The 19,119-nt window shown below is 71.2% G+C and carries 21 protein-coding genes and 2 pseudogenes; 7 read left to right on the top strand and 16 right to left on the bottom strand.

Going from position 1 to position 19,119, the window contains the following annotated elements:
- On the bottom strand, positions 1-192 hold a 192-nt coding region (locus B1L11_RS36175; protein WP_143737789.1), incomplete at its 3' end, for a hypothetical protein.
- Positions 193-479: 287 nt separating this feature from the next.
- On the opposite strand from B1L11_RS36175, the gene B1L11_RS36170 reads away from it, so the two are divergent.
- Positions 480-1,421 (top strand): ATP-binding cassette domain-containing protein, encoded by a 942-nt coding sequence (locus tag B1L11_RS36170; RefSeq protein ID WP_079319796.1) that lies wholly within the window; start codon positions 480-482, stop codon positions 1,419-1,421.
- Positions 1,418-2,203, top strand: coding sequence for an ABC transporter permease (locus tag B1L11_RS36165; protein WP_079319795.1), 786 nt, complete (start codon positions 1,418-1,420; stop codon positions 2,201-2,203). The genes B1L11_RS36170 and B1L11_RS36165 overlap by 4 nt, the downstream gene beginning before the upstream one ends.
- A 133-nt stretch (positions 2,204-2,336) precedes the next feature.
- On the opposite strand, the gene B1L11_RS45990 is transcribed toward B1L11_RS36165, so the two are convergent.
- The 6 genes and pseudogenes from B1L11_RS45990 to B1L11_RS36145 all read right to left on the bottom strand — a co-directional run bounded on the left by B1L11_RS45990 (position 2,337) and on the right by B1L11_RS36145 (position 7,701).
- Positions 2,337-2,633: a hypothetical protein gene (locus B1L11_RS45990; protein WP_143737788.1), complete on the bottom strand. Its 297-nt coding sequence runs from the start codon at positions 2,631-2,633 to the stop codon at positions 2,337-2,339.
- On the bottom strand, positions 2,561-4,711 hold the full coding sequence (locus B1L11_RS47405) for a hypothetical protein (protein WP_179155489.1): 2,151 nt from the start codon (positions 4,709-4,711) through the stop codon (positions 2,561-2,563). Before B1L11_RS47405 ends, B1L11_RS45990 begins: the two co-directional genes overlap by 73 nt.
- Before the next feature lie 220 nt (positions 4,712-4,931).
- Positions 4,932-5,351 (bottom strand): annotated as a pseudogene (locus B1L11_RS55480) (AfsR/SARP family transcriptional regulator); the annotation flags it as partial.
- Positions 5,336-5,647 (bottom strand): winged helix-turn-helix domain-containing protein, encoded by a 312-nt coding sequence (locus B1L11_RS36155; protein ID WP_179155488.1) that lies wholly within the window; start codon positions 5,645-5,647, stop codon positions 5,336-5,338. The pseudogene B1L11_RS55480 and the gene B1L11_RS36155, both read right to left, overlap by 16 nt.
- Positions 5,648-5,716: 69 nt before the next feature.
- Positions 5,717-6,316 (bottom strand): hypothetical protein, encoded by a 600-nt coding sequence (locus B1L11_RS36150; RefSeq protein WP_079319793.1) that lies wholly within the window; start codon positions 6,314-6,316, stop codon positions 5,717-5,719.
- On the bottom strand, positions 6,313-7,701 hold the full coding sequence (locus B1L11_RS36145; RefSeq protein ID WP_079319792.1) for a selenium-binding protein SBP56-related protein: 1,389 nt from the start codon (positions 7,699-7,701) through the stop codon (positions 6,313-6,315). The genes B1L11_RS36150 and B1L11_RS36145 overlap by 4 nt, the downstream gene beginning before the upstream one ends.
- Before the next feature lie 111 nt (positions 7,702-7,812).
- On the opposite strand from B1L11_RS36145, the gene leuE reads away from it, so the two are divergent.
- Positions 7,813-8,493 carry a leucine efflux protein LeuE gene (leuE, locus tag B1L11_RS36140; protein ID WP_079319791.1) on the top strand — a complete coding sequence of 227 codons (681 nt, stop codon included), beginning with the start codon at positions 7,813-7,815 and terminating at the stop codon, positions 8,491-8,493.
- 47 nt (positions 8,494-8,540) lie between these two features.
- Here the strand turns inward: leuE and B1L11_RS36135 are convergent, their stop codons facing one another.
- Positions 8,541-9,332 (bottom strand): LLM class F420-dependent oxidoreductase, encoded by a 792-nt coding sequence (locus B1L11_RS36135; protein WP_256863192.1) that lies wholly within the window; start codon positions 9,330-9,332, stop codon positions 8,541-8,543.
- A gap of 340 nt (positions 9,333-9,672) precedes the next feature.
- Between B1L11_RS36135 and B1L11_RS36130 the strand changes: the two genes are divergently transcribed.
- The gene (locus tag B1L11_RS36130; RefSeq protein WP_079319789.1) at positions 9,673-10,314 is read left to right on the top strand and encodes a VC0807 family protein; all 642 of its coding nucleotides are present in this window, start codon (positions 9,673-9,675) and stop codon (positions 10,312-10,314) included.
- On the opposite strand, the gene B1L11_RS36125 is transcribed toward B1L11_RS36130, so the two are convergent.
- Positions 10,311-10,772, bottom strand: coding sequence for a nuclear transport factor 2 family protein (locus B1L11_RS36125; RefSeq protein ID WP_179155487.1), 462 nt, complete (start codon positions 10,770-10,772; stop codon positions 10,311-10,313). The two genes, B1L11_RS36130 and B1L11_RS36125, sit on opposite strands and share 4 nt — an antisense overlap.
- A 44-nt stretch (positions 10,773-10,816) precedes the next feature.
- On the opposite strand from B1L11_RS36125, the gene B1L11_RS36120 reads away from it, so the two are divergent.
- The 3 genes from B1L11_RS36120 (at position 10,817) to B1L11_RS36110 (ending at position 13,410) form a co-directional block, all read left to right on the top strand.
- Positions 10,817-11,542, top strand: coding sequence for an SDR family oxidoreductase (locus B1L11_RS36120; protein WP_079319787.1), 726 nt, complete (start codon positions 10,817-10,819; stop codon positions 11,540-11,542).
- Positions 11,543-11,609: 67 nt separating this feature from the next.
- Positions 11,610-12,482 (top strand): aryldialkylphosphatase, encoded by an 873-nt coding sequence (locus B1L11_RS36115; RefSeq protein WP_079319786.1) that lies wholly within the window; start codon positions 11,610-11,612, stop codon positions 12,480-12,482.
- Between the two features lie 58 nt (positions 12,483-12,540).
- A complete protein-coding gene (locus B1L11_RS36110; RefSeq protein WP_079319785.1) occupies positions 12,541-13,410 on the top strand; it encodes an alpha/beta fold hydrolase in 870 nt (289 codons plus the stop codon).
- Between the two features lie 70 nt (positions 13,411-13,480).
- On the opposite strand, the pseudogene B1L11_RS52810 reads toward B1L11_RS36110, so the two are convergent.
- The 7 genes and pseudogenes from B1L11_RS52810 to B1L11_RS36080 form a co-directional block, all read right to left on the bottom strand.
- Positions 13,481-13,706: pseudogene (locus tag B1L11_RS52810) on the bottom strand (short-chain dehydrogenase); the annotation flags it as partial.
- A 25-nt stretch (positions 13,707-13,731) separates the two neighbouring features.
- On the bottom strand, positions 13,732-14,625 hold the full coding sequence (locus B1L11_RS36100; RefSeq protein ID WP_079319784.1) for a fructosamine kinase family protein: 894 nt from the start codon (positions 14,623-14,625) through the stop codon (positions 13,732-13,734).
- A gap of 115 nt (positions 14,626-14,740) precedes the next feature.
- Positions 14,741-16,135, bottom strand: a complete 1,395-nt coding sequence (locus B1L11_RS36095) for an FAD-binding oxidoreductase (RefSeq protein ID WP_079319783.1) — start codon at positions 16,133-16,135, stop codon at positions 14,741-14,743.
- A gap of 58 nt (positions 16,136-16,193) precedes the next feature.
- Entirely contained in the window at positions 16,194-16,979 is a 786-nt protein-coding gene (locus B1L11_RS36090; RefSeq protein ID WP_079319782.1) for an ABC transporter permease, read from the bottom strand.
- Positions 16,976-17,839 carry an ABC transporter permease gene (locus B1L11_RS36085; protein ID WP_079319781.1) on the bottom strand — a complete coding sequence of 288 codons (864 nt, stop codon included), beginning with the start codon at positions 17,837-17,839 and terminating at the stop codon, positions 16,976-16,978. The genes B1L11_RS36090 and B1L11_RS36085 overlap by 4 nt, the downstream gene beginning before the upstream one ends.
- Positions 17,836-17,967 carry a hypothetical protein gene (locus B1L11_RS54310; RefSeq protein WP_306291755.1) on the bottom strand — a complete coding sequence of 44 codons (132 nt, stop codon included), beginning with the start codon at positions 17,965-17,967 and terminating at the stop codon, positions 17,836-17,838. The genes B1L11_RS36085 and B1L11_RS54310 overlap by 4 nt, the downstream gene beginning before the upstream one ends.
- Entirely contained in the window at positions 17,964-19,052 is a 1,089-nt protein-coding gene (locus B1L11_RS36080) for a spermidine/putrescine ABC transporter substrate-binding protein (RefSeq protein ID WP_306291754.1), read from the bottom strand. Before B1L11_RS36080 ends, B1L11_RS54310 begins: the two co-directional genes overlap by 4 nt.
- Positions 19,053-19,119 lie beyond the last annotated feature (67 nt).

Raw genomic sequence — 19,119 nt, 5'->3', positions numbered from 1 at the left:
CGTGGCCACCGCGCCCGCGGCCGGTGCGGCGGCCGCCCTGGGCACCACGACGCGTGACCTGGCCTGCGCCTGGCCGAGGGCCGTGATGCCGGTCTCGGTGGCGCGGGCCGGGCCGTACCAGGCGACGAACAGCGAGGACAGCACGGCGCTCAGGACCACGACGGTGAAGGCGCCCCGCATGATCGCTCCCATGGTGGGCTCCGAACAAGGACGAGCCTCCGCGACGGGACGCGGAGGAGGGAAAGTAATGCCGCGGGAGCGTAGTGGCGGCGCCGCCGGGCGGACAAGGAGCGCTGTCTTAAGCCGGGATTATGCGCGGCTCATGTCGCAGGCGGGCACGTTCCAGCGGCGCCACCTGCGGTTATCCATGATGCCCCGCTTCTCTGCAAGTTTCACCCCCACGGGCGTTCGGCGACCCTGCCGGCTTCGTGCCAGTCCCCTGCCAGCTTCGTGCCAGCGCGGGCGGCGACCGTCGGACCATGACGTACGCGATTGAGGCCCACGGCCTCGTGAAGAGATACGGCGACAAGGCCGCGCTGGCCGGGATCGACCTCGCCGCGCCGCCGGGCTCGGTGCTCGGCGTGCTCGGACCCAACGGCGCGGGCAAGACCACCGCGGTCCGTATCCTCGCCACGCTCGTCTCCCCGGACGGCGGCCGGGCGGCGGTCGGCGGGCACGACGTGGTGAAGGCGCCGGCCGAGGTGCGCAAGCTGATCGGGCTGACCGGCCAGTACGCGTCGGTGGACGAGAAGCTGACCGGGCGGCAGAACCTGGTGATGATCGGGCGGCTGCTCGGCATGGGCCGTACCGAGGCCCGGGGCAGGGCGGCGGCGCTGCTCGCGGAGTTCGGACTGGAGGACGCCGCCGACCGGGCGGCGGGGTCCTACTCGGGCGGCATGCGGCGGCGGCTCGACCTGGCCGTCAGCCTGGTCGGCCGGCCGTCGATCGTCTTCATGGACGAGCCGACGACCGGCCTCGACCCGCGCGCCAGGGCGGACCTGTGGCGGATCGTGCGCGAGCAGGTGGCGGGCGGGGCGACCGTGCTGCTCACGACGCAGTACCTGGAGGAGGCCGACCAACTCGCCGACGAGATCGTGCTGATCGACCACGGCCTCGTGGCGGCGAGGGGCACGCCACGCGAGCTGAAGGCCAGGGCGGGCGACCGGCGGCTGGAGATACGGCCCGAGCACGACACGGAGAAGGCGGAGCTGATCCTCGCCGAGGTCACCGGGCTGACCCCGCACCGCGGGGAGAACGGGCTGCTCAGCGTGCCGCTGCTGGACTCGGCGGTGAGCCCGGCCGTGTTCCGGCGGCTGGAGGAGGCCGGTGTCGCCCTCTCCGAGCACGCCGTCCGCAGGCCCACGCTCGACGAGGCGTTCCTCGCTCTCACCGACACCACGACCTCGGGGAGGAGGCGATGACCGCGATCCCGTCCACGGGCGGGCGCCGGGGCGCGCTCGCGCAGGGCATGACCCTCGCCTGGCGGAGCCTGGTGCCGCTGAGGAACGAGCCCGGCAGGCTCGTCCAGTTCCTGCTTCAGCCGATCTTCATGGTCGTGGTCTTCGTCCTGATGTTCGGGGCCATGTCCGGCGACCCCGAGCACGCCGCGCGTTATCTGATGCCCGGCGTGCTCACGCAGGTGGCTCTCATCTCGACGAACACCACGGGCATGAACCTCGCCGAGGACATCGTGAACGGCGTGTTCGACCGGTTCCGGAGCATGCCGATCGCCCGCTCCGCCCCGCTCGTCGGGCGGGTGACCGCGGACGCGCTGACGACGGCGGTGACCATCCTGGTGGCCCTGCTCGCCGGGATCGCGGCCGGGTTCCGGATCACGGTCGCGCCCCTGGACGCGCTGGCCGGCCTCGCCCTCCTGCTGCTGTTCACGCTGGCGCTGAGCTGGGTGTCGGCCTGGCTCGGGCTGAAGGCCAAGTCGGTCGCCTCGATGCAGGGCACGGCGACCGCCGTCCTGCTGCCGCTGACGTTCGGCAGCAGCGCGTTCATCCCGCCGGACAACCTGCCGGGCGTGCTGCGCTGGTGGTCGTCGGTGAACCCGGTCTCGCACCTGGCCGACGCCGTCCGCGCCCTGCTCACCGGCGCTCCCGTGGGAACGCATGTCTGGATCACGCTGGCGTGGGCCGCCGCCGTCACCGCGTGCTTCGTCCCGCTCGCCGTACGCGCCTACACCCGGAGGATCCGGTGAACACTCCGGAGAGGCGTCACCCGGCTGCCGTCGGCGGGCTACGCGCCTCTGCAACTGGCACGCCGCGCCGGCTCGATCCGGGATGAAATGGTCTTCCGGCCGCTCCGGCATCCCGGCAGCGCGCGGATCACGATCAGCGCAGCGTCCTACCTGCTGCTTCCGGTGGCGGGCAGGCCGAGGTCCTCGCGCGGCGCCGTACGGCCGCGCTCGTAGGCGGCGTGGAAGTCCGGGCCCGCCGCCTCGCGCGCCGACTCCAGCGCCTCGGCGGCCCCGCGTCCGCCCGCCAGCCCGGGTGGGCGGCGTCGGCCGCGCCGAAGAGCACCGCGGAACGCTTCGCGTCGCCCCCGGCCAGGGCGATCATGGCCAGCCCGGCCAGCACGGTCGCGAGAACTGGCAGGTCGGGAGTGGCGCCGAGGGCGCGCAGCGCCACGTGATGACGCGCGAGCGCGCCGTCGAGGTCGCCTTGGCCAGCAGCGCCCTGCCGTATTCGGCGTACGCCGTTCCGAGTTGCTGCGGGATGGCGGGGTGGGCCTCCAGCACGGCCAGGGCCTCCTCGTGCGCCGCCACCGCGCCGTCGAGGTCTCCCCTGCTCCGGGCCACCTTCGCCTCGCCCATGCTCACCTGCACCAGCGCGTACGGCGACACCCCGGCGGACACGTGGGAGCGGGCGGCCGCCACGTCCGCCGCCGCGCCCTCGGCGTCGCCCGACCGAAGGCGCAGCTCGGCCAGGCGGGTCAGCGTGGAGATCGTGTCGTCCGCGCTGACCCATCCTTCGGTCAGTCCGGCGATCTCGTCGATCAGGTCCGCCGTCGGCGCGTCCCGGCGGGCGCGGAGCGTGGCCAGCGTGAGAAGGGCCTCGCTGAGCCCCCAGCGCTCCCCCAGCGCCCGGAACCGGCGCACCGCCTCCTCGACGTCGCGTTCGCTGTCGCCGGGCAGGCCGAGCGACCCGCCCCTGATCATCAGCGCCGAGCCGGCCAGCCAGGGATCGTCCGAGGCGGCGTACGCGTCGAGCATCTCGGCCGCCTCCTCCCTGCGTCCGGCCATCGCCGTCACGACCGCCCGCAGGATCGGCAGCATCGGGTGCACCGGGCCCTCGCGCCGGGCCGCCTCGACGAGATCGCCGAGCTCCCGGCGGATCTCCTCCAGCCGGCCGGGCTCCATCCAGATCGTGCCGAGCCGCGTGACCGTGACCGCGAACCTGCACCCGGCGTAGGCGCGCACCAGCCCGGCGGACGGGCCCTCGGGGACGAGTTCGAGGACCTGCCCCGCCCAGTCGGCCGCCTGACCGCGGTGCCCGCGCAGCCACCAATACCAGCTCAGCGTGCCGCACAGGCGCAGCGCGGTCTCCGCCTCCCGGGAGTCGACGGCCCAGCGCAGGGCGGCGTTCAGGTTGTCCTGCTCGGCGGTCAGCCTGGCCATCCATTCCAGCTGCCCGGCTCCGCGCAGGCGCGGCTCGGCCTCCTCGGCGAGCCGCAGGAAGTGCGCCGCGTGCCGGCGCCGGTAGCGGTCGAGCTCACCGTTGCCCGTCAGCCGCTGGAGCGCGTACGCGCGGATCGTCTCCAGCATCCGGAACCGGCCGTCGCCCGGCGTCTCCAGCAGGGACTTGTCGACCAGGGACGGCAGCACCGCCACCACGTCGAGCCCGTCGTCCCCGCAGACCAGCTCCGCGTCGTCCAGCGCGGCGCCGCCGGCGAACACCGCGAGCCGTTCCGCCATCGTCCTCTCCTCGGGCGTGAGCAGGTCCCAGCTCCACTCGACGACCGCGCTCAGCGTCCGGTGCCGCGGCAGGGCCGTACGGCTCCCGCCGGTCAGCAGGCGGAACCGGTCGCCGAGACGGGCCGCGAGCCGCTCGGAGCCGAGCGCCCTGATCCGCGCCGCGGCCAGTTCGATGGCCAGCGGCATCCCGTCGAGGCGGCGGCAGATCGTGACGACGTGCGGGGTCGTGTGCTCGTCGAGGGCGAAGCCGGGGCTCACCGCGCGGGCGCGGTCCAGCAGGAGGCGTACGGCGGGATACCCACCCGCCTCGCCGGGGGTGACGCCCTCCGGGGGCAGGCCGAGGGGCGGGATCGGGGCGAGCGTCTCCCCCGGCACCCCGAGCGGCTCGCGGCTGGTCGCCAGCACGCGCACCCCCGGGCAGCGGCGCAGCACGAGCTCGGCCAGGCCCGCCGCGGCGTCGATCACGTGCTCGCAGTTGTCGAGGATGATCAGCAGCTCGCGCCCGGCGAGGGAGGCGACCAGGCGCTCGGCCGGGTCCGGCGGGTCGCGCCGCCAGTCCCCGCCCACGCGCGGCTCGGCGTCGGCACCCAGCGCTTCGAGCACGGACCGCACGACGTCCGCGGGGTCCGTCAGGGGAGCCAGCTCGGCCAGCCACGCGCCCTTGCCGTATCCGCGCTCCCCGTACCCGCTCTCGCCGTGCCCGCCCGCTTCGGAGCCGCCCTCCCCCGGCGGCGCCGTTGCCTGCGGCGCGCAGGGCGGTCTCGACCGCCAGGCGTGTCTTGCCCGCCCCACCCGGCCCGACGATCGTGACCAGCCGGGAGTCGCGCAGCAGGGCCGACAGGTGCGTGACCTCCTCCTCGCGGCCCACGAAGGTCGTCGGCGGCGCCCACACCCTGCCCGCGCGCCGTCCTGTGCGGCCGGCGGTGCCCCCGACGCTGCCACTGGCGGTGTGCTCGGCGCCCTTCGATTGCCGGGGAGGCGCCGCAGGGACCTGCCCGCGGAGCACGTCGAGATGGGCGGCCCGCAGTTCAGGACCCGGATCGACGCCGAGTTCGTCCGCGAGCGCCCGCCGGACCCGCTCGTACAGGGCCAGCGCCGCCGCCTGCCTGCCCGATCGTGCGAGCGCGCGCATCTCCAGAGCGGACAGCCGCTCGCGCAGCGGATGGGCGGCCACCTCGGCCGACAGGTCCACCTCACGGCCGAGCGCGAGATAAGCGGCGGCGCGGGCCTCGACCACGGCCAGCCGCCGCTCCTCCAGCCGGGTCGCCGCGGCCGCCAGGTAGGGCACCGCGCGCAGGTCGGCCAGGGCGGGACCGCGCCACAGCGCCAGCGCCTCGTCCAGCACCGCGCACGCCTCGTCCAGGTCAGCATCGGGGGCTTCGGCGTCCGGCGCCTTCCCGGTCGCGTACGGCAGGGTCAGTGCGGTGAACACGTGGGCGTCGACCTGCGCCGCTCGACGCCGAGCACGTACCCGCCGTCGCGCCACAGCACCGCACCGGACCGCCCGAGCGCCGCGCGCAGGCGTTTCACCAGCGTCTGCAGCGCGTTCGCGGCGTTGGCCGGTGGGCCGTCCTCCCACAGCGCGTCCACGAGCCGGTCGGCCGGGACGAGGCGGCCCGGCTGCAGGGCCAGCACGGCCAGCAGCGCGCGCACGCGCGCGCCCGCGACGGCGACCGGAGCCCCGTCGTCATCGAGGACCTCGAGCGCGCCGAGGAGACGAACCCGCACGCCGGTCAATCCTGCCAGGCCTCCGGAGGCCCGCGACGCCCGGCCGCCGCGCGTTCGCCGCACGGTCGCTCAGATGGCACCGACCAGGGTGACGACGCCCGCCCCCACCAAGGCGAACGCCCACATCCTGTCGAGGTTGAACCAGGCCCGGCGCAGGACGGCGACGCCGAGGAACTCGTACACCACGACGGCGACGACGGTCGCCGTGAGGAACATCGCGAGCGTGTGCACCCCGGCGACGAGCATCCCGCCGGACATCATGTGGCCGTGGTGACTCGCCGGCATGCGGGTCAGCACGGGCAGCAGCATCAGGCCCGCGCCGTGCACCGACGACATCAGGAACGACCAGGCGGCGAGTTGCGGCAGCGACAGCCGCATGCCCACCCAGCGGAAGTGCCGCCGGGCGAGCAGGTGCCACAGGCCGAACCCGACGAGCACGACGCCCGCCCCGATCGCGAGCGCCGTGGCCGTCACGAGCGACCCGGTCGCCGACACGGCGGCCACCACGAGGGCCACCGACGCGAGGTGGCCCAGCGCGATGACCGGCAGGGACTGCAGCAGCAGGTCGCGGCTGCGCTCCTGCAACCCCCGGGCGACGGCGAACAGCCAGCCCATCGCGGGGTTGATCCCGTGGAAGGCGCCGAGCAGGATGACGGCGGTCAGCGTCACGGGTAGCAGTAGGAGTCGGAGGAGGCGTCGCCGCCCTGGAGCCGGGTCTGGTGCGGGCGCAGGCCGCGGAAGTCGTCGCCGTGCGGGAAGAACCGCTCGTCCAGCGTGAACGAGTCGGCGTCGATCTTCGCCATCCAGGCGCCCACGCCGTCGGGGTAGAACTGGTCGTCCCAGGCTCCGTACAGCGAGTTGGTTACGTAGACCCGGCGGCCGTCGCGGCTCACCTCGACCATCTGCGGCCCGCCGGCGAGCCGCTCGTCCGGCGCGGCCGGGTGCGCCTGCCGCCGCACGATGCCGCCGAGGCGGACCGAGCCGATCTCGACCGGCTTGAACGGGTCGGACACGTCGTACTGCTTGAGCTCGCCGGTGCCCCAGCACGACACGTACAGGCGCTGGTCGTCCACCGACAGGTCGATGTCGGTCACCAGCGGCGGCACCGCGCCGAACGGCTTGAGCACGTCGGGCAGGTCGTCGGGCGAGGCGGGCTCGGCCGGGATGGTGATCACCTTCTGCGCGGCCCAGCCCTGGCCCTCCTTGTGCCACAGCCACACCGAGGCCGACAGGTCCTCGACGCTGACGACGACCCCGGCGAAGCCGTACGTCTTGGTCGGGTCGTGGGCGGGTCGCAGCTCCAGCGCCATCTGGTGCTGGTCGCCGAGGTCCACCTCCTGGACGTGCTTACGCTTGCGCAGGTCCCAGAAGTGCAGCTTGTGGCCGTACTTGCGGCCGAGCAGCAGCTCACCGACGACGCCGTCCTCGATCATGGAGGGCGTGCCCCACTCGGAGGTGATCAGCACGTCGTGGTTGATGTGCCACCAGAAGTCGTAGGCCAGGTACTGCGGGCCGCGGTCCACCTCCCACCGGCCGAGCACGTCGAACGAGTTGTGGTCGAGGATCGCGATCCCGCCGGGCCCGTCGTCGCCGTAGCCGCCGAGCGCGCTGACGTACAGCCCCTCCGGGCCGCAGTGCACGGTGTGCGGGCGGGAGTAGCCGGCCCGCTTGCCCAGCTCCTCGGCCTCGATGACCTTCACCAGCTCCGGGCTGACCCGGTCCTTGGTGTCGTACACGTAGATCCGCGACGACCGCAGGCCGGGGACGATCAGGTAACGCCGCTCGACGTGCGGGTGCGGCGCGTAGGGGCACAGCGCGCTGCTGCAGGCGTTCCAGCCGAAGTGGTGCAGCTCGTCCCCCGTGTACGGCAGGTCGGTCCAGCCGACCACGGTCCCGTACGACGGGGAGCCGGGGTCGGTGTCGAGCACGGCGAGCGCGTCGGGCCGCTGGGCCGACCGGTCGAAGGCGGCCACGTAGGCCAGCTTCTCCGGCGGCGCCTCCGCGGCGTCCCTTGGCGAGGGATAGAAGGTGGGGTCAGGCTTCCACAACGTCATGCACCCCAGGATTCTCCTGTGTTCCCTACCAAGTCAATAGGAATCTACTGACTGTGACCGGCGCCTGGATAGGGCTATAACAGGACATGCGGTTTCTTGACGGGAGCGGGCATGTTCTTCGGCATCACCAACATCTGGACCTACATCGCGGGATCGTTCCTGATCATCCTGCTGCCCGGGCCGAACTCGCTGTTCGTGCTCTCCACCGCCGCCCAGCGCGGCGTGCGGCAGGGCTACCGGGCGGCGGCCGGGGTCTTCGCCGGCGACTCGGTCCTCATGTTCCTGTCGGCCGCGGGGGTCGCGTCGCTGCTGAAGTCCACGCCCGTCCTGTTCTCGATCGTGAAGTACTCGGGCGCGATCTATCTGGCGTGGATCGGCTTCGGCATGCTCCGCGGCGCCTGGCGCTCCCTGCGGGCCTCCCGTGACGGGGCCCCGGCCCAGGTCACGGAGGCGGCCCAGGCCGCGGAGGAGGGGGTCCCCGCGCCGGTGGGCAACCCGTTCCGCAAGGCGTTCACGATCAGCCTGCTCAACCCCAAGGCCATCTTGTTCTTCGTGGCGTTCTTCGTGCAGTTCGTGGACCCGTCGTACGGCGCGCCGGCGCTGTCGTTCCTGATCCTCGCGCTGATCGTGCAGGTCTTCAGCGTGACCTACCTGAGCACGCTGATCTTCGGCGGCACGTTCCTCGCGAGCCACTTCCGGCGCCGCCGCAAGCTGGCCGCCGGACTCACCTCGGGGGTCGGCGCGCTCTTCCTCGGCTTCGGCGCCAAGCTGGCCACCGCGACGCTGAGCTAGCTGACACTCACCCGCCGCCGGCCGTGCTCACCCGCCGCCGGACGTGCTCACTCGCCGCGCAGGTCGGCGAGGGCGTTCTCGAAGGCGTCCATCGCCCGCTGGATCCGGTCAAGCCCGGCCGACGGCAGCCAGGCCATGACACGGGCGACACCGGCCTTCTCGCACTGTTCCAGCGCGCCGGGGTCGGACGGCGCGGACAGCATCACGACCTCGACGTGCCTGCCCTCCTCTTCGGCCCGCCGGAACAACTCGGGGACGCGCTCCAGGATCCCGGGGCCGTAGTTGGGCAGCCACGCGTCGCCGTAGGCGAGCACGCGGTCGAACACGCGCGGCCCGACGCCGCCCACCAGGATCGGCGGGTACGGCTTCTGCGCCGGTTTGGGCCACGACCAGATCGGATCGAAGGACACGAAGTCACCGTGGAACTCGGCCTCGTCACGGGTCCAGATCTCCTGCATCGCCCGGAGGCGCTCCCGCAGCACGGCGAAGCGGCGGGCCGGATCGACGCCGTGATGGCGCAGTTCCTCGCGGTTCCATCCGGCGCCGACGCCGAACTCGAACCGTCCGCCGGTCAGGTTGTCCACGCTGGCCACCGTCTTGGCCAGGCCGATGGGCTCGTGCTCGGGCACCAGGCAGATGCCCGTCCCCACGCGCAGCCGGGTCGTCGCCGCGCCCGCGGCCATCGAGGCGATGAACGGGTCGTAGCTGTGCCAGTAGCGCCGGGGCAGTTCGCCTCCCCACTCGTCCTTCGGCGTCTGGCCGCCGGGCGGCACCGGGATGTGCGTGTGCTCGGTGAACAGCAGCGCCGTGTGGCCGCGCTGCTCGACGAGCCGGGCCAAGGCATCAGGACGAACCGCATCATCCGTTGCGAAGTAGCCGAAACCTGAGTCCATGCCGTCAACGTAACCCGCGTTCACCGCCCGCCGGGGAAAGCGCCCAGCGGCCCCCGGTAAAGCGCTGATCAGGGGTTTTCCATCCGGCAGGACGCCCGCGAGAGGTATGCCGTACCGTTATGGAACGCGGGGGCGCTTCGCGCATTCGGCCCCCGCAAGACTGGCGGTCAGGTACGGTAAGCCACCGACGAAGCCGCCCAACCCGGGCGTTTCCATCCGCTATGTCCGGGTAGGCGCGTTGCCCAACTACAGCGTCGGTCTCCCCCACCGGCCCGTTGGAGTCACCATGAACCACACGCCTTTCGCATTGCCACGGCTCACCGCGCTGATCAAGCAGGCAGTGCCCCGGCTCCTCGAAGGCGTGGTGGCTCCCCTCGTGGTCTTCTACGCGGCCCTCGCGGTGCTCGGGCTGCGCGGCGCGTTGATGGCCGCGGTGGCGTGGGTCTACCTGGGCGTCCTGTGGCGGCTCATCCGGCGTCAGCCCGTGCCGGGAACGATGATCATGGCGACGATCGCGATCACCTTCCGCACCGTGATCGGGTTGTGGACCGGCAGCCCCGTCCTCTACTTCATCCAGCCGGAGCTCGGCACGATCTGCATCAGCCTGGTTCTCCTGGCCTCGGTGCGGATGCGCCGCCCGCTGGTCCAGCGGCTCACCCTCGACTACATCCACCTGCCGTCGTTCATGCTGCGGCACGAGCGCGTCCGCACCTTCTTCGCCCGGATCACCCTGCTGTGGGCGTTCGTCCTCCTGGTCAACTCGGCCATGAGCATCTGGCTGCTGCTGCACGAGTCGATCGGCGACTACCTGATCATCCGCACCGCCGCCGTCGCCGTCGTCACCGGCCTGGCCTTCGTCGCGTCCATCTGGGCGTTCCGCCGGGTCCTGCGGCGGCTGCACACCGAGGTCCCGGCGATCACCCGTTAGCCCTCCAGCCGGTGCGTGCGCACCGCCTCGTCGCCGCGGGTGTGCCAGGCGTCGAACGCGAAGGCCGCGACCTTCCATCCCTCGGCCTGCCGTACGAGCCGGAGCCGGTAGACGCCCCACACCTCGAACATGCCGCCGCCGAGCGCGGCGTCGAGCAGGTTGTAGGAGTACCCCTTGGTGGTCACGTGCGCCTCGGCGCCGTCCACCGTCACGGCGAAGTTGCTCACGGTGTGGAAGCTCTGCTTGCGGGCGTGCAGGCCGGTGCGCCACCCGTCCACGAGGGCGTCGGCGCTGATCCGGGCGGGCTCCCCGCCGTTGAGGCTGGTGAAGTCGGCGTCCACCTCGTCGTCGAACAGCTCCCGGCACACCGGCCAGTTCTTGGCGTCCACGGTGTCGAAGACGGCCGTGACGACGTCCACGATCTCGGCCCGGTCCACCAGAGCGGCGATCTCATCCATGCGCCCCATCCTGCCCTACGTGATCTGTGATAGGCACGCTTGTCATGGGTACCGCACTGGTCACCGGCGCCTCACGAGGCCTGGGCGCCGTCATCGCCGAACGGCTCGCCGCGGACGGCTGGCACGTCGCCGTCAACTACGCCAACGACACGGCCGGGGCCTCCGCCGTCGTCGAGCGCATCACCGCCGCCGGCGGCTCGGCCCGCCTGGCCCGGTTCGACGTCACCGACGAGGAGTCCGTACGGGAGGGCGTGGCCGCGATCGGGCACGTCGAGGTGGTCGTCAACAACGCCACCGGCCCCCAGCCGCTGATGCCGGTGGAGAAGCAGACCTGGGAGGACCACCTCGGCCAGCTCCGCTTCTTCGTCAAGGCCCCGCTGCTGATCCTGCAGGCCGTGCTGCCCGGCATGCGCGAGGCCGGCTCCGGCCGGATCGTGAACGTGGGCAGCGAGGTCGCGGATCTCGGCAACCCGGAGTTCGGGCACTACGTCGCCGCCAAGGCCGCGATGCACGGGCTCACCCGGTCGTGGGCCCGGGAGCTGGGGCCGTACGGGATCACGGTGAACACCGTCGAGCCGGGCTGGATCCCCGTGGAGCGGCACGCGGACGTCCCGCCGGAGGATTACACCGGCTACCTGCGCGACGTCCCGCTGGGCCACATGGGCGTGCCGGCGGACGTGGCCGAGACGGTGGCGTTCCTCGCCTCCCCCGGGGCCCGGTTCGTGACCGGCCAGCGGCTCGCCGTCAACGGCGGCAAGACGATGAGTTGACGCGCTGAACGTAAAGAATCATGTGATTCGCGAGCAGTTTCGGCAAAAAATCGGTTAATGTCCGTTCATGTCCGGCGCATATTTTCCCCGAATCCAGACCGTCACGGGCGCCGTCCCCGTCGCAGAGATCGACGGGCCGGTGCTGCCGTACGAGCACCTGCGCACCGACACCCGCTGGGGGATCGGCGTGGACTCCGATCCCCATCGGTGGCTGGACGAGGAACGATACGTGCTGGCCGAGGTCAAGAACCTCGGCAGGGAGCAGGCGCTGGGCCTCGTCGTGGAGCACAGCTGCATCGGGATGGCCCGCGACCCCGCGGCGCTCGCCCGGATCTCGATGGCCGCGCGGGTCCCGATCGTGGCCGCCACCGGCTTCGCCGCGCAGCCGTTCGCGGGTGAGGCCGTCACGCGGTACGGCGTGGAGGACCTGACCGCCGACCTGCTGCACGAGATCGGCGCCGGACTCGACGGGACGGGCGCGCGGCCGGGCGTCATCGTCGCCGCCGCGTGGGACGAGACGCCCACCCCCGCCGAGGAGCGGGCCGTCACCGCCGCCGCCCGCGCCTCGCTGCGTACCGACCTCCCGGTGGCGACGGGCGGCCTGGAACTGCTGGAACTCCTGCTCTCGCAGAACGTCCCCGCCCGGCGGCTCAGCGCTCGCACCGGCGACCCGCTGGTCCAGCGCAAGATCGCCGAGACCGGCGCGTACGTGAGCGTGGACGACGCCGAGGACGTCCTCACCCTCCTCGAGGGCGGGCACGCCGAGCGCGTCCTGCTCAGCAGCGGCGTACGCCTGCGGGAGCACCTGGCCGGCTATGGCGGGCAGGGGTACGGCCGGCTGTTCTCGTCGGTCCTCCCGGCCCTGCGGGAGGCCGGCGTGGACGACGACACCCTGCGTCTCATCACCCACGAGAACCCGCTCCGCTGGCTCACCGCCTGACGTCACCGCCCGGATCCCGACCGCGATATCCCGGGGCGCCACGGGCAGAGGCGTAATCATGTTCGCCGGATTCGAACTCAGCTACGTCGAGGTCGGAAATGCGCGGCTCCGGGTGCGGTACGGAGGCGAGGGACCGGCGGTGCTGCTGGTCCACGGGCACCCGCGGACGCACACCACATGGCACCTGGTCGCGCCCGCTCTCGCCGCCGCCGGATACACCGTCGTCTGCCCCGACCTGCGGGGCTACGGCCGGTCCACGGCGCCTCCCGACGAGCCCGACCATTCCCAGGCCGGCAAGCGCGCCATGGCCGGCGACCTGATCGCGTTGATGCGGGAACTCGGCCACGAGCGGTTCCACGCCGTGGGCCACGACCGCGGCGGCTATGTCGTCCAGCGCCTCGCCCTGGACCATCCGCATGCCGTGGACCACGTCGTCATCCTCGGCGACGTGCCGATCGGTGAGGCACTTGCCCGCTGCGACGCCAGGTTCGCCCACGCCTGGTATCACTGGTTCTTCATGGGCCAGCCCGCGCCGCTGCCCGAGCGGTTGATCGCCGCCGACCCGGACGCCTGGTACACGCTCGATCCGGATCTGATGGGCCGGGAGAACCACGCGGACGTGGCCCAGGCGGTGGCCGATCCCCGGGTGCGGCACGCGATGTGCGAGGACTACCGTGCCGGGCTGGGCGTGGACCGCGCCGCCGACGACGCCGACCGGGCGGCCGGCCGCCGGATCACCAGCCCCCTGCTGGTGCTGTGGGGAGCCAAGGACGACGTGGCTGAACTGTACGACCACGACGTTCTGGGCGTGTGGCGACCGTGGGCCACCGACCTGTCCGGTCACGCCCTCGACACCGGCCATCACATGATGGAGGAGGCACCCGATCTCCTCACCGAGGCCCTGCTGGGCTTCCTCCCCCGCCCGTGATCCCGGCGTACGGCCCGGTCTGGAGTCGAACCCGCTCCGCCGGCTCACCGCCTGACGCCTCCACGGGAATGCGGATCAGCAGCCAGTCGGCACGCGCGTTCACCGCGAAGTGCCGGTCGAAGCTCTCGATGGTGGTGTCAAGCAGGCCAGAGTCGACCGACTCGCAGTGACACATCACCAGCGCGGTGACGCCTCCGAGCAAGGCGCTCCGCCTCGTCGAAAATCCGCGCCGACGTATGCGCGTCGGCAAGGTCCGCCTCGATCGCTGCGAATGCCGCACCCTGCCCGGCGAGTGCGGCGCCCACCGCACCTCCGGAATCCTCAGTCGGCTATGTCTTCTGTGCTGGTGACTACCTGTGAGCGAAAGGCGCGGCGATTTCGCGAGGCCTGGGCGGCACCCCAGTTGTCGTCGCCGTGGGCGATGATGCTCAGCAACTCCCGCAGGTGAAACAGCGGCATGCGGTCGTGCCAACCGTCAGCCAGCGGAGTGATCTCTGTGTATGCGGCGAAGAAGCGGTCCGACGCAGGCGGACGTGGTGAGCACCACAGCATGCTCAGGTCGGCCTCGGCCCAACTATAGGAAACGGCCGGATCAAGCAGGATCGGCGCGCCTGATTGATCACTGGCGATGTTCCCGCACCACAGATCGCCGTGGGTCAGCACCGGCGGTTGGGGCGGCACCAACTCGGGAAGGGCGGCGCACAGGTGCTCCAGCACCCGGCGATCCTCGCGGTCGAACGCCGCCTCGACCAAGGGTTCGGGCAGCCAGCGCAGGATGCGGCGCTGGGCGAAGAAGGAGTATCCGTCGTCGTCCCAGGTGTTGTCCTGCCGCATGCGGCCCAGCCAGCCGTCCCGGTGCCATCCGAAACGGTCGCTGATCGTGGTTGTGTGCATTGTGGAAAGTACGCGGGCCAGGTCCTCCCAGAACCGCTCCTCATTGTCCCGGCGAGGCTCGAGCGGCTGAAGCACGAGAAGGTTCGGTGTCACCGCCAGCACGTCCGGGGTGACGGCGCCGCCGAGTTCACGGAGCGCCCGCAGGCCTTCGGCCTCGACTTCGAAGACGTCCGAACCGGACCCGGATAGCGTCTTGGCGAAAACCTGTGAACCGTCGCTCATAGTGGCCATGCCCGCCATGGCCACCACACCGCCGTTGGCCACCTGTACGGACTGCGCGGCAAAGCCCGCGTCGTGAAGCCGGCGGAGGAGAAGATCCATATGTCGACGTTACGAAGACGACTCCTGGCGCTTCAAGCAGCCAGGAGATGAGCAGTGCGGGATGTGCGACGACGGGGCCGTGCCCGGCCCCGCCGTCGGCACCGCTACGGCGCCACTAGGAGTCGAAACCGACGCCGAAGGCGTCGAGGGTGCGCAGCCAGGCGTTGCGGCGGCCCTCGTGCTCGTCGGCCCGGGCGATGGCCCAGCGGGTGAGCTGGATGACGCCCGACCGCACCGGCTCGGGCGGGAAGGGCACCGGCTTCTGCCGCACCATGCGCAGGTCCGTACGCTCGGTCACCCGGCCCTGCAGCAGGTCGAGCATCACGTTGGCCCCGAACCGGGTGGCGCCCACGCCGAGGCCCGTGTATCCGGCGGCGTAGGCGAGGCGCGAGCCGTACGCGGTGCCGAAGAAGGCGCTGAACCGGCTGCAGGTGTCGATGACGCCGCCCCACCTGTGCGTGAAGCGCAGGCCGTGGAGCTGCGGGAACGTCTCGAAGAAGTGCGTGGCGAGCTTCTCGAAGGTGGCGTCGCGCTGGTCGTACTCCGGTTTGACCAGGCCGCCGTTGTGATAGACGGCGTCGTAGCCGCCCCACAGGATCCGGTTGTCGTCGGTCAGCCGGTAGTAGTGGAACCGGTTGGCCGAGTCGCCGATGCCCTGGCGGTTGCGCCAGCCGATCTCCGCCAGCAGGTCGTCAGGCACCGGCTCGGTCATCAGCGCGTAGTCGTACACCGGCACGAGGAAGTGCCTGAGCCGGCGCAGCAGCGGCGGGAAGGCGCCGGTGCCGAGCGCCACCCGCCCGGCCCTGACCCGCCCCTTCGGCGTCTCCAGTTCGAGCGCGACGCCGTCGTCGTGCAGGGAGCGCACCGGCGTGTGCTCGAAGACGCGCACGCCGAGCCGCACGCAGACGTCGCGCAGCCCCCACGCCAGCCGCGCGGGATCGACCATGGCGACGCCTTCGCGGTCCCACACGCCGCCGAGGTACGTCGGGGAGTCCACCTCCGCGCGCACCTGCTCGCGGTCGAGCCGCTCCAGCCGCACGCCGAGCGAGGCCGCCCCGCTCACCTCCTCGTCGAGCCCGGCGAGCTGCCACTCCTCGGTGGCCACCCGCAGCTCGCCGGTCCGCTCGAAGGAGCACTCGACGCCATACCGGGTGAGGGTCTGCTCGATCTCGTCGAGGTTCTCCCGGCCGAGCCGTTGCAGCGTCTCGATCTCCGCGGGCCAGCGGTCCTGCCCGTTGCCGAGCCCGTGGGTCAGGCTCGCCGCGCAGAACCCGCCGTTGCGGCCGGAGGCGGCCCACCCGACCGCGCGGCCCTCCAGGAGGACCACGTCGAGCGAGGGGTCGCGCTCCTTGGCCATCAGGGCGGTCCACAGGCCGGTGAAGCCGCCGCCGACCACCGCCAGGTCCGCCGTGACGTCTCCCCTCAGCGGGGGCAGCGGCTCGGGCGCGATCGGCCGGTCCAGCCAGTACGGTTTGCGCTCCGCGTCAGCGAGCGCCTTCTGCGGACTCACACATTTCACTTCCCCTCGAGATCACGGGGGATCTCACAGGTTCTTACAGGGTCCTACATCAGTTCCGGCGCCGGGCCATGAGGCCGTTGACCACGGCGATCAGCACGCCGGCCGCGAAGATCAGCGTTCCCATGACGTTGACCTGGGGCGGGATGCCCACGCGGGTGGCTCCCCAGATCCACAGCGGGAACGTCACCGTCCCGCCCGCGTTGAAGTTGGTGATCACGAAGTCGTCGATGGACAGGGCGAACGCCAGCATCGAGCCGGCCAGCACACCCGGGAAGATCATCGGAAGGGTGACCAGGCGGAACGTGGTCCAGGTGCCGGCTCCGAGGTCCCTGGCGGCCTCCTCGAGCGAGCGGTCCAGCGTCATCACCCGGGCCCGCACGGTCACGGCCACGAACGAGATCGAGAACATGACGTGCGAGATCACGATCGTCCAGAAGCCCAGCGGCACGGCGAGGGTGACGAACAGCGAAAGCAGCGACGCGCCCATGACGATCTCGGCGCAGGAGATGGCCGCGAACATGACGACGTTCATCGTCGCCGACCCGCGGAAGCGGTAGCGGCCGAGCGCCAGGCCGATGAGCGAGCCGAGCACACCCGCGATGATCATCGTCAGCACGGCGATGAGCAGCGAGTTCACCAGCGCCTGGGTGAGGTCGCCGATCTCGAACAGCTTGCCGTACCACTTGAGCGTGAAGCCCTGCCAGGCGGTGTTGTAACGGCCGTGCGTGTCGTTGAACCCGAACAGGATCATGACCGCGATCGGCACGACCAGCCAGGCGATCACCAGCCAGGTGTAGATCTGGAGGCCGCGCCCCCTCAGCAGACCCTGCCTCATCGGGCCGCCACCTCCAGCACGTCCTCGGTGCCCAGCGCCCTGGCGTAGGCGAAGATGCCGACGAGCAGCAGCGCCATCAGCGTGAACGACAGCGCCGAGGCCGTCGGGTAGTCCTGTGTGACCAGATACTGGTTCTGGATGACGTTGCCGATCATCGTGGTGTTCGTGCCGCCGAGCACGGACGCGTTGACGTAGTCCGACGTCGCCGGCACGAACGTCATCAGCACGCCGGCGAAGACGCCGGGCAGCGACAGCGGGAGCACCACGCGCAGGAACGTCTGGAACCGGCTCGCGTAGAGGTCCTGCGCCGCCTCCAGGACGCGCGGGTCGATCCGCTCCAGCGCCACATACATCGGCAGCACCATGAACGGCAGGAAGTTGTACGCGAGGCCGGCGATCACGGCGAACGGCGTGGCGAGGACGCGGAAGCCGTCCGGCAGCAGCCCGATGTCCTTGAGCGGGCCGAGCAGGATGCCGTTGTCCGACAGCAGGAACTGCCAGGAGATCGTCCGCAGCACGAACGACACCAGGAACGGCAGCAGCATGAGGAACAGGTAGACCGACTTGCGGTTGCCGCCCTTGAACGCGATCCAGTACGCGACCGGAAAGCCGAGGATGATCTGCAGCAAGGTCGCGGCCAGGCCGTAGAGCAGCGACCGGATGATCTGGTCGTGGTAGTTCGCCAGGCCGTCGGCGTACGAGTGCCAGTTGAAGGTGAAGGCGTAGCCGTCCTCGACGCTGCCCGACTGCAGCGACAGGGACAGCATGACGATCATCGGGATCACGAAGAAGATCGCGAGCCAGAGACCGCCCGGGAAGATCAGCGCGTACGGCGTTAGCGCCGCCCTGAGCCTGCTCATGACGTGGTGATGGGCTGGAAGATGCTCTCGAACTTCTTGTGATCCTCGCTGTTGGCGAAGGTCACGTAGGTCCGCAGCTTGGCGTAGTCGTCGTCGCTCGGGAACACGAGCGGGCTGTCGGCGATCATCTGCAGGGTCTTCTTGTCGGCTCCGGACGCCTTGGCCGCGTCGGCGAGGATGACGTCCCTGGCGGACGGACCGGGGTGACGTAGTTGATGTACTCCGCCAGGCTTCCCGCGATGGCGGGCTCGTAGAAGAAGTCGATCAGCGTGATCGCGTCGACCGGGTTGGCGGCGGTCTTCGGGATCATGAAGTTGTCGGTCCAGATCGTGGCGCCCTCCTGCGGGATCACGAACTTCAGGTCCGTGCCGTCGGAGAGGTTCTTCTGGAAGATGTCGCCGGACCACGCCTGGCAGATCCAGATGTCGCCTTTGGCCAGCGGATCGATGTACGACTGGTCGTAATATTTCCGGACGATGCCCGAGTCGCGCTGCTCGGTGAGCTTCGCCGCCGCCTTCTCCCAGTCGGCCGGGGTGGACTTGTCCGGGTCGATGCCGAGCGCGAACATCGCGAAGTTCGCGATCTCCTGCGAGTCGGACATCATGCCGACCTTGCCCTTGTACTTCGGGTCCCACAGGGCCGAGTAGCTCGTCGGCGGCGTGTCGATGTACTTCGGGTTGTACGCGATGCCGGTCATGCCGGACGCCCACGGGACGGTGTAGACGTTGCCCGGGTCGAACGCCTCCTGGGTGTACCGCGCCCCGACGTTCTTGGTGAAGTTCGGCAGCCGGTCGTGGTCGAGCGGCACCAGGTAGCCGAGCTTGATGAGCTGGGTGAGCTGGACGCTGTTGGTGAAGACCATCAGGTCGTAGTCGATCGACTGCCCGGCGGCCAGCTGCGGCTGGATCTTCGCGTACCAGCCCGCGGTCTCCTGGATGACCTCCTTGTAGGTCACCGTGATCCCCGTGCGCTTGGTGAACTCCTTGAGTTCGGGCTTCTTGGGGTCCATGTAGAGCGGCCAGTTGGCGAAGTCGACGTGGCCGTTCTTCGCCTTGCCCGACCAGTACTTCTCCACCTCGGACTGCACCTGGGCGGAGGAGGTGGGCCGGGCCTTGCCCTTGCCCTGCACGCCGCAGGCCGCGAGGGCGAGCCCGGCGGCCGACAGGCCCGCGAGCCGGAAGGCGTCGCGCCTGCCGAGCCGGCGCTGGGTCATGCCGCGGAGGAGGGCGGGATCCTGCCTGAATGGGTCGTTCATAGGGGTTCGTGCTCCGGATTCGCTG

It is taken from the genome of Microbispora sp. GKU 823, assembly GCF_002027145.1.
Lineage (GTDB): Bacteria > Actinomycetota > Actinomycetes > Streptosporangiales > Streptosporangiaceae > Microbispora > Microbispora siamensis.
This window is presented reverse-complemented; position numbering and strand designations above follow the sequence as displayed.

Bases quoted from the DNA above. Each gene is read 5' to 3' on its own strand.
- B1L11_RS36170 (WP_079319796.1), top strand. From the start codon at position 480: ATGACGTACGCGATTGAGGCCCACGGCCTCGTGAAGAGATACGGCGAC.
- B1L11_RS36165 (WP_079319795.1), top strand. From the start codon at position 1,418: ATGACCGCGATCCCGTCCACGGGCGGGCGCCGGGGCGCGCTCGCGCAG.
- B1L11_RS36145 (WP_079319792.1), bottom strand. From the start codon at position 7,701: ATGACGTTGTGGAAGCCTGACCCCACCTTCTATCCCTCGCCAAGGGAC.
- leuE (WP_079319791.1), top strand. From the start codon at position 7,813: ATGTTCTTCGGCATCACCAACATCTGGACCTACATCGCGGGATCGTTC.
- B1L11_RS36130 (WP_079319789.1), top strand. From the start codon at position 9,673: ATGAACCACACGCCTTTCGCATTGCCACGGCTCACCGCGCTGATCAAG.
- B1L11_RS36125 (WP_179155487.1), bottom strand. From the start codon at position 10,772: ATGGATGAGATCGCCGCTCTGGTGGACCGGGCCGAGATCGTGGACGTC.
- B1L11_RS36120 (WP_079319787.1), top strand. From the start codon at position 10,817: ATGGGTACCGCACTGGTCACCGGCGCCTCACGAGGCCTGGGCGCCGTC.
- B1L11_RS36115 (WP_079319786.1), top strand. From the start codon at position 11,610: ATGTCCGGCGCATATTTTCCCCGAATCCAGACCGTCACGGGCGCCGTC.
- B1L11_RS36110 (WP_079319785.1), top strand. From the start codon at position 12,541: ATGTTCGCCGGATTCGAACTCAGCTACGTCGAGGTCGGAAATGCGCGG.
- B1L11_RS36100 (WP_079319784.1), bottom strand. From the start codon at position 14,625: ATGGATCTTCTCCTCCGCCGGCTTCACGACGCGGGCTTTGCCGCGCAG.
- B1L11_RS36090 (WP_079319782.1), bottom strand. From the start codon at position 16,979: ATGAGGCAGGGTCTGCTGAGGGGGCGCGGCCTCCAGATCTACACCTGG.
- B1L11_RS36085 (WP_079319781.1), bottom strand. From the start codon at position 17,839: ATGAGCAGGCTCAGGGCGGCGCTAACGCCGTACGCGCTGATCTTCCCG.
- B1L11_RS54310 (WP_306291755.1), bottom strand. From the start codon at position 17,967: ATGATCGCCGACAGCCCGCTCGTGTTCCCGAGCGACGACGACTACGCC.
- B1L11_RS36080 (WP_306291754.1), bottom strand. From the start codon at position 19,052: ATGACCCAGCGCCGGCTCGGCAGGCGCGACGCCTTCCGGCTCGCGGGC.